General features: G+C 52.5%; 12 protein-coding genes. 5 read left to right on the top strand and 7 right to left on the bottom strand.

Going from position 1 to position 13911, the window contains the following annotated elements; genetic code table 11:
- Window positions 1-15 precede the first annotated feature (15 nt).
- Entirely contained in the window at window positions 16-1224 is a 1209-nt protein-coding gene (locus FOY93_RS12280; protein WP_143345193.1) for an aldose 1-epimerase family protein, read from the bottom strand.
- A gap of 275 nt (window positions 1225-1499) precedes the next feature.
- Complete coding sequence (gene tpx / locus FOY93_RS12275; RefSeq protein ID WP_023335907.1) at window positions 1500-2006, bottom strand: thiol peroxidase; 507 nt, start codon at window positions 2004-2006, stop codon at window positions 1500-1502.
- Between the two features lie 107 nt (window positions 2007-2113).
- On the opposite strand from tpx, the gene ycjG reads away from it, so the two are divergent.
- Window positions 2114-3079, top strand: coding sequence for an L-Ala-D/L-Glu epimerase (gene ycjG / locus FOY93_RS12270; RefSeq protein ID WP_143345192.1), 966 nt, complete (start codon window positions 2114-2116; stop codon window positions 3077-3079).
- Here ycjG and mpaA read toward each other — a convergent pair.
- A complete protein-coding gene (mpaA, locus tag FOY93_RS12265; RefSeq protein WP_111965078.1) occupies window positions 3070-3783 on the bottom strand; it encodes a murein tripeptide amidase MpaA in 714 nt (237 codons plus the stop codon). The genes ycjG and mpaA overlap by 10 nt on opposite strands.
- Window positions 3784-3968: 185 nt before the next feature.
- Between mpaA and FOY93_RS12260 the strand changes: the two genes are divergently transcribed.
- Together FOY93_RS12260 and FOY93_RS12255 are read left to right on the top strand one after the other, a co-directional pair.
- Window positions 3969-5585, top strand: a complete 1617-nt coding sequence (locus FOY93_RS12260) for a peptide ABC transporter substrate-binding protein (protein WP_133294544.1) — start codon at window positions 3969-3971, stop codon at window positions 5583-5585.
- A 120-nt stretch (window positions 5586-5705) separates the two neighbouring features.
- Entirely contained in the window at window positions 5706-6461 is a 756-nt protein-coding gene (locus FOY93_RS12255; protein ID WP_133294543.1) for a hypothetical protein, read from the top strand.
- 98 nt (window positions 6462-6559) lie between these two features.
- Here the strand turns inward: FOY93_RS12255 and FOY93_RS12250 are convergent, their stop codons facing one another.
- The 4 genes from FOY93_RS12250 to FOY93_RS12235 all read right to left on the bottom strand — a co-directional run bounded on the left by FOY93_RS12250 (window position 6560) and on the right by FOY93_RS12235 (window position 11010).
- Window positions 6560-7123 (bottom strand): DJ-1/PfpI family protein, encoded by a 564-nt coding sequence (locus tag FOY93_RS12250; protein WP_127732791.1) that lies wholly within the window; start codon window positions 7121-7123, stop codon window positions 6560-6562.
- Window positions 7124-7340: 217 nt separating this feature from the next.
- Window positions 7341-7481: an Ecr family regulatory small membrane protein gene (locus tag FOY93_RS12245; RefSeq protein ID WP_143345725.1), complete on the bottom strand. Its 141-nt coding sequence runs from the start codon at window positions 7479-7481 to the stop codon at window positions 7341-7343.
- A gap of 74 nt (window positions 7482-7555) precedes the next feature.
- The gene (locus FOY93_RS12240; protein ID WP_136194955.1) at window positions 7556-8788 is read right to left on the bottom strand and encodes a sensor domain-containing diguanylate cyclase; all 1233 of its coding nucleotides are present in this window, start codon (window positions 8786-8788) and stop codon (window positions 7556-7558) included.
- A 92-nt stretch (window positions 8789-8880) separates the two neighbouring features.
- Entirely contained in the window at window positions 8881-11010 is a 2130-nt protein-coding gene (locus FOY93_RS12235) for a putative bifunctional diguanylate cyclase/phosphodiesterase (RefSeq protein ID WP_143345191.1), read from the bottom strand.
- A gap of 457 nt (window positions 11011-11467) precedes the next feature.
- On the opposite strand from FOY93_RS12235, the gene FOY93_RS12230 reads away from it, so the two are divergent.
- Together FOY93_RS12230 and zntB are read left to right on the top strand one after the other, a co-directional pair.
- Window positions 11468-12610: a methyl-accepting chemotaxis protein gene (locus tag FOY93_RS12230; protein WP_115875321.1), complete on the top strand. Its 1143-nt coding sequence runs from the start codon at window positions 11468-11470 to the stop codon at window positions 12608-12610.
- Between the two features lie 154 nt (window positions 12611-12764).
- The gene (gene zntB, locus FOY93_RS12225; protein ID WP_111965070.1) at window positions 12765-13748 is read left to right on the top strand and encodes a zinc transporter ZntB; all 984 of its coding nucleotides are present in this window, start codon (window positions 12765-12767) and stop codon (window positions 13746-13748) included.
- Window positions 13749-13911: the final 163 nt, after the last annotated feature.

Genomic DNA, 13911 nt, shown 5'->3' with positions numbered 1-13911 from the left:
CTTTTTACTTTACGTTTATTCCTTCGCCATCGGCGTGTTAACGATTTCTGTTTTTGTCTCGCCCTGAATCGACACAATCCTGCTTTCAACCTCTTTCACCTGCTGCGGGCTGTGGAGCAGGGTATAGGTCAGATCAAACTGCGCGCTGGCACCGGGCTGCAGCTGCTTAACCCGCTTCTGCTCACGTTCAATCGTGACGGGGTAGGCGTAGCTGGTGCCCGGTTCTATGCCCGTGACGTAGCCCTGCTTCAGCGTGTCGGTGTTCTTCCATAAGGTCAGCACGGGCAGCTGGCGGGTATCAAACTGGATTGACGCGCCTTTATCTCCGGCTTTATTGACCACCGCCGCGAGCGTTTCGTGGTTATTGTCTGCCAGCGGTTTAATATTAAAGACCATCTCATCAAAGCCTTTTGTCGGCCCGGCATAGGTTTGCCAGTCGTTAACCCCCGCTTTGGCATAGTCATTGAATGGGCTCACGCTTGCCGCCGGCGCAAGGAAACGGGCGCCTTCTTCAAGGATCGGCGTGCCGAAGTTGCTGTGATAGATGATTTGGTAATCATGAGGGTAATCCGCATGGTTGGTCAGAACATCATGCAGGCTGAACTGGTTGGTTCCGGGAACGTAGCGCAGTTCGGTCATGGTTTGCAGATCCGATTTTTTAAACGTGCTCTCTTTGATCAAACCGCGAACGCGGATCTCATGCGGGGCGGCATCCGCGATTTCAACCTCGACCTGCGAAACAGGGGTATTACCGGCCCTGCCGTGCAGGGTGTAAATTTGCCCGTCCGCGGTGACCGGGTGCCCGGTCCACTCGTAGCCACAGCGCACCATCATTTCGTTGAAACCATCCAGCCAGCCGAGACCGTTGCGGCTTTCAAGATTGATGTAAGCCGGGTTCACGACCTCTTTAACAGGAGAATTCCAACCCAGTCGGGTGCCAAACCCTTCCACGTGCAGAAGGTTCATGCCACGGGTAGGGCTCAGGGTAATCGTCAGGCCATTTTTACTGCTAATAATGATGACTTTACTGCCTTCCTGCTTGCCGCCGTGTAAGATTTTTTGCTCAATGCTGAACGTCTGATCTTTAACTTTCAGCTCATCACTGGAAATCTTCCAGTTTCCTTTTTCTACGCTGCTTTCAGCGCTTGTCAGCACCCAGGTTTTGGCCGCTGCATGGCCAGAAATCAGTACCGCCAGGAGCGTAAAAGCGAATTTAATCTTCATATTTAATCCTTTTTGCTGAAACGATTATTTTCTTTCGTAAGCAAATCTAATGTTTAGGCAAAAAGGGAAATGTGATGTGCTTCACTGCAGCCAAAAATAGGGAATTTTAACGATTATTATGCGTTGTTGATCACGCTCATGTTACAAATTGCTCATGTTATTGCAGGATTAATGTGACATGCGAGTATTTATGCTTTAACGATTCAGCTTTGAAATAATAAAAAACCCCGCCGAAGCGAGGTTGAGAATAAGTTGTATAGAATGCTAAGGACTTATTATGCTTTCAGCACGTCCAGCGCGGCAGTGTAGTCCGGCTCGGTGGTGATTTCGTTAACCAGTTCGCTGAAGACGACAGTGTCGTTTTCGTCCAGAACCAGTACAGCACGTGCTGCCAGACCTTTCAGTGGGCCTTCCGCAATGCTGACGCCGTATTTCTCGAGGAAATCTGCGCTGCGCAGGGTGGAGAGGGTGATAACGTTGCTCAGGCCTTCGGCACCGCAGAAACGGGACTGGGCAAACGGCAGGTCAGCGGAAATGCACAGCACAACGGTGTTGTCCATTTCAGTCGCCAGCTGGTTGAATTTACGCACGGATGCGGCACAAACACCGGTATCAATGCTTGGGAAAATGTTCAGTACTTTGCGTTTACCCGCAAACTGAGCCAGTGTGACGTCAGACAGATCTTTAGCCACCAGAGTAAAAGCCTGCGCTTTGCTGCCAGCCTGCGGAATGGAACCTGCAACAGCAACCGGGTTGCCCTGGAAATGAACGAGTTGTGACATAGATATCTTCCTGTTTACATATAGTTAACGTCGGGGCTAGTGTATGCCATCAGCGGATAACACGGCAAACCAAATTTTTCGCCTTTCCGGGCCGCAAGGAGTCAGTGATGAGAAGCGTTAAAGTCTATGAAGAAGCCTGGCCATTGCATACCCACTTTGTGATCTCCCGCGGCAGCCGAAGTGAAGCCAGCGTGGTCGTGGTTGAAGTCGAAGAAGAGGGGTTTAAAGGCGTCGGGGAATGTACGCCTTACCCGCGCTACGGAGAAAGCCTTGCGTCGGTGATGGCGCAGATCATGACCCTTGTGCCTGACCTGCAAAAAGGTCTCACGCGTGAGTCGTTACAGCAGCGTTTGCCCGCCGGGGCGGCGCGTAACGCTATCGACTGTGCGCTCTGGAGCCTTGAAGCCGCTCAGCAGCAAAAATCGCTGACGTCCTTGCTGGGTGAATCGCTGCCGGAGTCCATCGTGACGGCGCAAACGGTCGTGATTGGTGAGCCGGAGCAGATGGCCGCCAGCGCAAAAGCGCTCTATGACGCCGGGGCCACGCTGTTAAAAGTGAAGCTCGACGATCGCCTGATCAGCGAGCGGATGGTTGCCATTCGCTCGGCGGTTCCCTCGGCCACGCTGATTGTTGACGCCAACGAGTCGTGGCATCCCGAGGGGCTTGCCGCCCGATGCCAGCTGCTGGCTGACCTGGGCGTGGCGATGCTGGAGCAGCCTCTGCCAGCAAAAGATGATGCGGCGCTGAAGAATTTTATCCATCCGTTGCCCGTCTGCGCGGATGAAAGCTGCCATACCCGCGAAAATTTGAGCGAGCTTAAGGGCCGCTATGACATGGTAAATATCAAGCTCGACAAGGCAGGCGGGCTGACAGAAGCCCTGGCACTGGCGGCGGACGCCAGGGCGCAGGGGTTTGCCCTTATGCTGGGGTGCATGCTTTGCACCTCCCGGGCGATCGGCGCGGCGCTGCCGCTGGTCAATCAGGTCCGTTTCGCCGATCTGGATGGTCCGACTTGGCTGGCGGTTGACGTTTCACCGGCGCTTCATTTTACCAGCGGCGTGCTTCATCTCTGAGGCTGCCAGCGCAGAAGCTCCACCATCGCTTTTAAGTATTTTTCGCTGGCTTCGTCGGAGGAAATCGGCGGGAATTCAGCGGTGATGCAGGGCAGGCTCAAATCAGCGCACCAGCTACCAAAGGAACCAGGGGTTTCATAGCCCACGCTGGTGACGAGCGGCAGGGCGAAAGCCTGCGCCAGCCACTCGCCCAGTTCAGAGTGGCGCGGATCTTCAATACAGGCCAGCGGATCGTGGAAGGAGACAACCCATGCTGGGTGGATTTTATGGATAAGCTGGCACAGCGCCTGCGTTTCCGGCTCCGATCCGGGCTTATCTCCCGTTAGCAGCACCACGTCCCGCTCCTCGGCGGAGCTGTTCCAGCGATATACCGTTTCCCCTGCGCGCCAGTTTGCCGCCGGGAAATTACGGTTCAGGTCGATTCCTCTCGCATTCGCCCGCAATCCCAGCTGACAGCCGTCCGGATTGACGGCAAGAATCACATGGTGACGTCGCAACGAAGGCGTCAGCGTCCTCAGCGCGCAGGAAAGCGTGACGATGGAAGAGTTCTCGTCTCCGTGCGTGCCGGCAATGATCAAACCGCTGTTGCGATCGGCATCGGGCGCCGGGAACCAGATCAGCGATGCGCCTAAAAATGAGCGGCCATATTGCTCGGCGCCCGGCGGAAAGGCGCCGCGCTCCGCTCGCGGTCGGGTGGTTGCCATACGAAATCCTGATAAAGAAGTCTCTACAGGCAGTGTTGTGCAAAACCCGCTGTTAATCAAATAGTTTCCGTGACGGCTGAGAATTGCCTCAAATCACTATTCCGGACGAAGGTATTTGCATTTCTCTGTTTCGAAACAAATAATTACGCATCTGCTTGTTACCTGAATTCATTAAAGGGGATCTTATGAAGCATCCTGTTTCGCGTCTCTGTGCTGCACTGTACCTGTGCGGACTCTCTACACTCTCGTACGCTGCTGATGTGCCACAGGGCACGGTACTGGCGCAAAAACAGGAGCTGGTCAGGCATATTAAAGACGAACCCGCTTCGCTCGATCCGGCAAAAGCGGTGGGATTACCCGAGATTCAGGTAATTCGCGATCTTTTCGAAGGGCTGGTGAATCAGAACGAGAAAGGGGAACTGACCCCAGGGGTAGCGACGCGCTGGCAGAGCAACGATAACCGTATCTGGACGTTCACCCTGCGCGATAACGCGAAATGGTCTGACGGTACGCCCGTCACCGCGCAGGATTTTGTCTACAGCTGGCAGCGTCTGGTTGACCCGAAAACCACGTCTCCGTTTGCCTGGTTTGCGGCGCTGGCAGGCATCAACAACGCGCAGGCCATTATTGATGGCAAAGCGGCGCCAGCTACCCTGGGAGTGACGGCGGTGGATGCCAGAACCTTACGCGTCCAGCTGGACAAACCGCTCCCGTGGTTTAGCAACCTGACGGCGAACTTCGCCTTCTATCCGGTGCAAAAAGCGAACGTTGAAAGCGGTAAGGAGTGGACGCGTCCGGGCGCTCTGGTAGGTAACGGTGCCTACGTCCTGAACGACCGCGTGGTGAATGAAAAACTGGTTGTCGTTCCGAATACGGACTACTGGGACAACGCGAAAACCGTCCTGCAAAAAGTGACCTTTATTCCGATTAATCAGGAATCGTCCGCCACTAAGCGCTATCTGGCAGGGGATATCGATATCACCGAATCGTTCCCGAAAAACATGTATCAGAAGCTCCTGAAGGACATTCCGGGACAGGTTTATACGCCGCCCCAGCTCGGGACCTATTACTATGCGTTTAACACGCAAAAGGGCCCGACGGCCGATGCCCGGGTGCGTCTTGCGCTGAGTATGACTATCGATCGCCGCATTATGGCAGAGAAGGTGTTAGGTACCGGCGAGAAGCCGGCCTGGCATTTCACCCCTGACGTGACGGCGGGTTTCACCCCTGACCCTTCACCGTTCGAGCAGATGTCGCAGCAGGAGCTGAACGCTCAGGCGAAAACCTTGCTCCAGGCCGCAGGCTACGGTCCTCAGCGTCCGCTGAAGCTGAACCTGCTGTACAACACGTCGGAAAACCACCAGAAGATCGCCATTGCGGTGGCGTCCATGTGGAAGAAAAATCTTGGTGTGGATGTCAAACTGCAAAACCAGGAGTGGAAAACCTATATCGACAGCCGCAACACCGGCAATTTTGATGTGATCCGCGCGTCATGGGTAGGTGATTACAACGAGCCTTCGACCTTCCTGTCCCTGCTGACCTCAACCCACAGCGGCAATATCTCGCGTTATAACGATCCGGCCTACGATAAAATTATTCACCAGGCGACGCTGGAAACCACGGCGAAAGCGCGTAATACGGACTACAACATGGCGGAGAAAATCCTTATGGAGAAAGCACCTATCGCGCCAATTTATCAGTACACCAACGGTCGCCTGATTAAGCCCTGGGTGAAAGGATATCCGATTAATAACCCGGAAGACGTGGCGTATAGCCGGACCATGTATATTGAGAAGCACTGACGAGCCCGGATTATGTGGTAACTGTCGTTAATGAGAGTACATTAAGAACTGGCGCATTTAGCGCCAGTTTCTTTATTCCAGAAAAGATGTCTGTTTTACATATAATCGCAGGGATAAATTATGACGGAAGAAAAGAAAGATAAACCCTCTTTTCCGGCAGGCTTAGGCATTATGGATAAAATCTGGGAATGGCAGTGGATTATACGCTTTATTTATATTGTCCTTTTCGCCGATCTGGCGCTGCTGGCTTACAGCGGACAGGGGATTTTGACCTGGCCCATACAGGCCATTAGCTGGACCGAACACCTTGGTTTCTTCTGCGTCGCGCTGGCGGCTCTGGGGCTGATAGCCACAACCCTCATGCCCTTTGTCGCCAGTCTCTTCAGGCAAGTGCTGAATGAGATCATATACAGCAGCATCTTTCCGGATATTCTTCGCCCGCAGAGCGATTACGAGAGATACCCGGGTAAGGTACCCTCAAGAGAAGTCCTTGATTTAGCACTGGAAGAGAATAATCAGTTTTTACTTAATTACTATGAAAAACATGATTCAGCCTGGCGCAGTAAATTCACTGAAAGATTCAAAGTTGGCGATTTACTTTTTGGTATCCTGTTTTTCATGATACTTGATTACCATCCGCACTGGTTCAGTCACGCTCAGCATTCCTTAGCCAGCGATCTTTTTAATCTGGGTGGTGATGAGGGTTTTGTTATATTTTATATCGTCCTTATCATTGTATTTAGCGCCCTGATGAATGTCTGGTTCGGCAAATGGGACTGGGGAAATATTTATTATCCACCGCTGTATCGTAAAAAAGAAGAAGCTCGAAGAAAGGAGCGAGAGAGAGAAGCGCAATGGCGTCGCCAGAATGAATAAATAATTCCCTGCTAACCAGTGCTCCATACACACTATTTTTTTGGCTTCGTCTGAGATATCGCTCCCGCCCATGCGGAGCTGGCGGGAGCAGAGGTGGGCTATTCTAACAACTCACTAAACTTCGCCAGCCACTGCGGATGCGCAGGCCAGGCGGGAGCCGTCACCAGGTTACCGTCTACATGGGCCTGATCGATGCCGATAGTGGCGTAGTGTCCACCCGCGAGACGTACCTCAGGTGCGCAGGCCGGGTAGGCGCTACAGGTTCGTCCTTTCAGAATGCCCGCGGCAGCAAGCAGCTGCGGGCCGTGGCACACCGCAGCAATCGGCTTACGCGCGGCGTCAAATGCCTGTACCAGCTTTAACACGTCCTCATTTAGCCGCAGATACTCGGGGGCTCTCCCGCCGGGGATGAGCAGCGCGTCGTAATCCTGCTCCTTTACGGTTGAAAAATCGGCGTTGAGGGTAAAGCGGTGACCGGGCTTTTCGCTGTAGGTCTGGGCACCGTCAAAATCATGGATTGCCGTCATGATGTAGTCGCCTTTCGGTTTGTCGGGGCAGACCGCATCAACCTGATGGCCAATCATCTGCAAAGCCTGAAAAGGCACCATGGTTTCGTAATCTTCGGCGTAATCGCCAACCAGCATCAGGATCTTCTTGCTCATCATTCCTCACCTTTTTCAATAAAGATGATTAAGATATAGCCTGGCATGGCTGAATTGCCGGAAATAAAAAAGCCCGTCAGAGCACGGGCAACATAAGCAAATGAATAAATGATTCGTTATCAACGTTGTTGGAGGATAACGCCGTATATTTTACGCGGCAGTAAGACAAGCAGATACCTGACATATTCGGTAGGTGAAACAAGCGATTAAACGTGCGTTACAGTGCGTCGAAGGTCGGGTAAAGGCTATTTTCAAGGAATTCTACGAGATACCAGATCTCACCGCTAAAAATAAACCAGAAGCCAAATATAATAAGGAGCAAAATAATAAAGGTGAGTATTATTTCAGTTTTTCCCATTGCTGCTTTTACCCACCTGAAGCTAATTGATTCGAGGTGGGCATTGTAGCGGGGCTTTTCCGGATACTCCAGTTTCATGCAGCAAGGACTTTATTGCGTCCGTCATTTTTAGCGCGATACAGGGCATCGTCCACACGCTTAAACAGCTCGTCAATACTCTCCCCCTGATTGTGCCGCGCCACCCCAATGCTGACGGTAAACCGTGGCAAGCCCGGAATCGTGATGCGTGCAACGGCTGCACGGATTAACTCGGCAATCTGCAGGGCGGTATCGAGAGAGGTACGCGGCAGCAGGATAACGAACTCTTCGCCACCCCAGCGGAACACCATGTCGCCCTCCCGACTACAGGCTTCCAGCGTTCGGGAAAGGGCGATTAGAACCTCATCGCCTTTCAGATGACCGAACAGGTCATTAATGTTTTTGAAATGGTCGGTATCCACCAGCAGCAGGCTAAATTGCTGCTGCGCAGGAAGTTTATTACGGTTGCTTTGATCGGTAATTGCGTAGAACTGGCGCCGGTTGAGTAGTCCCGTCATGGAGTCACGTAACGCGGCATGTTCCAGCTCCTGCTCCAGCCTTTTTTGCTCGGTGATATCGTGGATGATGCACAGCATCAGCTTGTCGCCGTAAATCTCAATGGGCCCGGCATACGTCTGAACGTGGCGGGTGGTTCCATCGGCAAGGCGGTGAATAAAATTGAGCGGCTTATGACCACCGGGCAGCGCTGCAATCGCAGTCATAATGGGCATCACATCTCGCCCCAGCGTATTGATTTCCCAGGTATGCTTACTGCACATGTCATCATGTGAGTAACCATAAAAATTGAGTGCGGCCAGATTTGCATCGACGATTTGCCCGTCGCGGGCCGGATCGATTAACAGCATCGGGGCGCTGTTGGTCAGAAAAAAGCGCGCATAGAAACCCTGTTTTTTCCGTCGATAGGTGGCGGAACGGCTTGCCTTCAATCCTGAGAACATTTGTTGGGAGATGCCTTCGAAAACAATCACATCTCCCCAGGGAGCGTAGTGGGCGAGCGAGAGCCGACAGCTTAACGGCGTGTCCTGTCCATCCCGGCTAGCCGTCCAGATTTCGACGATCTCCTGCTCTGTTTTCAGTTCAGGTACATACATCGTCAGGAGGGTTTGCGCCCTGGCTGAATAGATCCCTTTGCGCAGGTCCTCGAGGGTTTTATCCCCCATGAGCTGCCTTGCTGCCACATTCGCAAAAATGATCTTTTCCGACACGGGTGAAACGAGCCACACGGGTGTTTTAATTACATTCAACGCATCAAAACAAGGTTGCGACATAGGCGTTTCCTGTTCATCGACAACATGTGCCTGACAATCATGTCAGAATTGACTCGCGTGTACTCCTTTGAAACATACTCCACTTAACCCCGTCAGGCATGATTTTTTTGTGAAATAAATGCGGGGTCCGTTTGAATTTTATTAATGGGGATAATCTGTTTGTCTGAGTTTATCTGCAGCAGTAGCCACGGTACCTGTTCGGCAGGTAAGGGCCGGGAGAAAAGATACCCCTGCAGGTAATCGCAGCCGAGACGGGTGAGAACCGCCTCCTGTTCTTCCGTCTCGATCCCTTCTGCCACCACATTCATCTCCATGGTCCGGGCGATACTGATTATGGTCTCGACCAGCTTGTAGCTTTTTTCATTCCCCAGCATCGATGTGACAAAGCTTCTGTCGATCTTGAGTTCTTTTGCGGGAAGCACGCTAAGCATCAGCAGGTTGGAATAGCCCGTACCAAAATCATCAATCGAGACGACGATCCCCGCATGATTAAACGCGTTAAGCAACTCAATGCTGCGGTCGAGATTTTTAAGCGCGGTGCTTTCCGTTACCTCCAGGATCAGTCGGGACGGAGGCAGGTTATATTTTTCCAGCATCGACGAGATGATCTGGAAAATGTCCGGCTGTTCGAACTGAACGGGGGATAGGTTGAGCGACAACGTCCACTGGCTGAACCCTTGTTCAGTCCAGAAATGAAGCTGTCGGCATGCCGCTTCAATGGCCCAGTTACCTACCGGAATAATTAAGCCTGTTTGTTCCAGCGAGGGGATAAACAGATTGGGCAATACAACGCCTTGCTCTGGATGTCGCCAGCGCAGAAGGGCTTCAAAACCATGAATCGTTTTCTCTCCCGCATGCCAGGTTGGCTGATACCAGAGTTCAAACTGATCCCGTTCAAGCGCCTGCGAGAGTTCCTGCAGAAAGCCGGGTTTCGCCGGGATCGCTGTTGACATCTCGGCCCGGTAAATCGCCCAGCCTTTACGGCCATCTTCCTTGACGCGGTGTAAAGCTGCATCCGCCTTGAGTTTCAGCTCATGCAGCGTTTCGCCATCCTGAGGATAGAGACTGACGCCCGCGCTGATCGTCGTGCTTAACGTATGCCCGCATATCGACAGAGGGCGTCGTACATCTTCGAGCAGCGCGGTGAGCAGGGCGCTGAGCTTGTCGTCATCACATTCAGGCACCAGCAGGATAAAGGCGTCTCCTCCCAGTCTTGCCAGGGTCATCTCACGCGTGAGCCTTGCCGTGATGCGCTGGGCGACAGCGATCAATAACTCATCACCGACGCTGTGACCCCACGTATCGTTAACGCGTTTGAAGTGATCGACGTTCAGGAAAATAACCGCAAATGGCTTCTTGCTCAGCAGCGCGCTGCGCAGACAGTCCTGCATGCGGAGATCCATCTGGTGGCGGTTTGCGAGCCCGGTGAGTGCGTCAAAACGCGCCTGCAGCTCTAGCTGACGGTTGAGCTGCTGCAGATTATCCGTCAGCCGGCTGGTGCGCCGGTGAGAATCGATAAGTGAAATGATTAACATCACGCCGAGCAGGCAGAGCGTGGTGACTGAAACCCAGATGGATAAACCCAGCTCGCCGATCCCTCCGGGGACGGCATGCGCCATTTCCTGAAACTGCGCGGCGCTCATGCCGGTATAATGCATCGCACAAATCGCGGCAGCCATAACGAAGGCCGCGATAATTCGATCGATAAAGACGCCTTTATGTTTATCGCGCAGTCGGAAAGCCAGCCACAGCGCCGTACCTGAGGCAACAACGGCAATGACCACGGATAACCCCACAATGCGTCGATCCCAGATGATGCTGCCATCCAGCATCAGGGCTGCCATACCGATATAGTGCATAGACACCACGCCAGCGCTCAGGAGCGTCGTGGCAAAGATCAGTCGAAAAGGGGAAAGTTTTTTACCCGTGACGGCAATATTAAGCGCCGTTGTCGACGCAATCACCGCGACGCCCAGTGACGCAAGGGTTAACCAGAGGTCGTAGCTCATCATCATGGGCATTTGCATCGACAGCATGCCGATAAAGTGCATCGACCAGATGCCAATACCCAGCGTGACCCCACCGGCAATCCGCCAGAAGAGTGCAGCCTTTCGGCTGGAGAGAGGGATCTTTCCGGCGCTGTCCAGCGCCACAAATGAGGCAATAAACGCCACCAGATAAGAGATAGCGATTAACACAGGGTCCCACGATATATTGAGCATTATGCAATCCCACGCCTGAGAGGGTTACCGATTTCGCCTGCCGGGTACATCTTTATCGGGCAACGAACATGCGCATTCAAACCATATTAGTTATTTATCGTGAATAATGACCAGTCATATTAATACTCTAAAACTCATCAAGAATATAAAATATATTCTTTTTGTTAATGTATTAAGCGTTGCTAAACAAGAACGAATAACAGTAGCAAAGCTCCTTAAATATGAGTGCGATCGTATCGTCTCACCGCGGGCGATACTATCGCTTAAGATGGCTGGAAACCAGTATTGCAGCATGCTGAGTAGAACATTTTTACTAATACGCTCTTTTAATCTGACTTAAGGTAAATCTCGGGATGCTAACGGCGAAACAAAAAACAAGCGTTGTTTGCGATGAAAAACTTCTGGGCCAATGCTATAAGTCTAAGTGCCGACTTAAATATAAAACGTGGGTATTATCATGCTAAAAAATATTAGTGTCAGGACCTTTATTATCGGGTTCCTTTTATCTCTTTTTTTGGTAAGTGCAGGTGTCGTTGTTCTATTTTCCAGCAATCCCTCTCTCTTTATTTCGCTTAATGCCATCAATTTCGTTGCACTATTTTTGCTCTGGGTCTACATGACGAAGTATCTTGTGACGCCGATCAATACGGTGAAGAAAAGTATTGAAGAGGTGACAGCAGGCAACCTTGGTGTATCTATCCCTGAGTTTGGCAATAACTGTGCGGGCCGACTCATCCCCGGGATCAATAGCCTTTCCGGTAATATTGCGACGCTTGTACGTGAGATCAGGGCGTCATCGCAAACCGCCATGACCCTATCGGATCAACTCTCGCAACGTAGCGCTCAGCTTTCGGTGAAAACCGAGCAGCAGTCTGCATCATTAGTGCAAACCGCAGCCAGCATGGAGCAAATGGCCGCGAGCACCAAAAACAATGCCGATAACACGCGTCTGGCGAGCGAGCAGGCAAATGTGGCGACGCTGCAGGCGCGCAAAGGCGGTGAGCTGATGGGACAGGTCGCCAGCAATATGCAGTCCATTACCGAATGTGCGCAGCAGATGACGGAGATTATTTCGCTCATTGACGGTATTGCGTTCCAGACGAATATTCTTGCGCTCAACGCGGCCGTTGAGGCGGCAAGGGCGGGCGATCATGGCAAGGGTTTTTCTGTGGTTGCGGAAGAGGTAAGAAACCTGGCACACCGCAGCGCAGAGGCCGCGAAGAATATCAAAACGCTGATTGAAGTCACCAGCAGTAACGTCACGCAGGGAGCCAGCGTTGTGTCACAGGCAGAGAAAAATATGCATGAAATCGTAACGGGTTCAGGGAATGTCAGCCGCTTAATGGACGAAATTTCCGCGTCGACGTCTGAGCAGGAGAAAGGTATTTCTCAGATCACGCTGGCGCTATCTGAGCTGGAGCGGGTCACGCAAAGTAATGTGGCAATGGCAGAGGAACTCAACGGCTCCTCTGATGTACTGCGTAATCAGGTGATTGAGCTGCAGGCCAGAACGCGCAATTTCAGACTTGACCAGAACCCTTCTTCCTCATTACCTGGCGGCTCGCCATCCTTCCTCCACCGGCCAGAACACTCTCTCTGATTAAACCTCAAAGCCTGGCGTGCCAGGCTTTTTTTTGCCTCTTGCCAGCATGTTCATTTCCTGAGCGATTTCAGCGCGATGGAAAACATAGTTGTTGATTAAGCCCTGATGGAGGCTAGACTGACACCGAAAGAGCTAAAAAGGCGGAGGCGCTGTGGAAAGCATTAAAGGATCTGAACTTAACGTTCCTGACGCAGTTTTTGCGTGGGTGCTGGATGGTCGCGGCGGTGCGCGACCGCTGGAAGATAATGATGCGATCGATAGCGCGCATCCCTGCTGGTTACATTTGAACTACACCCACACGGACAGCGCTGACTGGCTGGCCTCGACTCCGCTCTTGCCTAATAACGTGCGCGATGCGCTGGCGGGTGAAAGCCTGCGGCCCCGCGTGAGCCGAATGGGTGACGGGACGCTGATCACCCTACGCTGCATTAACGGCAGCACGGATGAACGCCCGGATCAGCTGGTTGCGATGCGTGTCTACATGGACGATGGGCTGATTGTGTCCACCCGGCAGCGAAAAGTTCTGGCGCTGGATGACATCGTCAACGATCTGAAAGAGGGCACCGGGCCAACCGACTGCGGCAGCTGGCTGGTGGACGTGTGCGACGCGCTTACCGATCACGCGAGTGAGTTCATCGAAGAGCTGCACGACAAAATCATCGACCTGGAAGATAACCTTCTCGATCAGCAGATCCCGCCGCGCGGTTTTCTGGCCTTGCTTCGTAAGCAGCTGATTGTGATGCGCCGCTATATGACGCCGCAGCGCGACGTTTATGCGCGTCTTGCCAGCGAAAGGCTCGCCTGGATGAATGACGATCAGCGACGCAGAATGCAGGATATTGCCGACAGGCTGGGCCGCGGGCTGGATGAAATAGATTCCTGTATTGCCAGAACGGCGGTGATGGCGGACGAAATCGCGCAGGTAATGCAGGAATCTCTGGCGAGAAGAACCTATACGATGTCCCTGATGGCGATGGTGTTTTTACCGAGCACGTTTCTGACCGGGTTGTTTGGCGTCAACCTGGGCGGTATTCCGGGGGGCGCTTATCGCTACGGCTTTACGGCCTTTTGCGTGATGTTAGTTGTTTTGATTGGGGGTGTTGCATGGTGGTTGCATCGTAGTAAATGGCTGTAAATTTACGCTTTTTTCCTCTTTTTCCGGGATTAAAACGCTCTTTTAATTGAGCGAAGTCAATAAACATCTACCCCGTAAGGTGCAATATTACTCCCGCAGGTGAATGCAACGTCAAGCGATGGGCGTTGCGCTCCATATTGTCTTACTTCCTTTTTTGAATTAC

It is taken from the genome of Enterobacter sp. 18A13 (genome assembly GCF_007035975.1).
GTDB lineage: Bacteria > Pseudomonadota > Gammaproteobacteria > Enterobacterales > Enterobacteriaceae > Enterobacter > Enterobacter vonholyi.
This window is presented reverse-complemented; position numbering and strand designations above follow the sequence as displayed.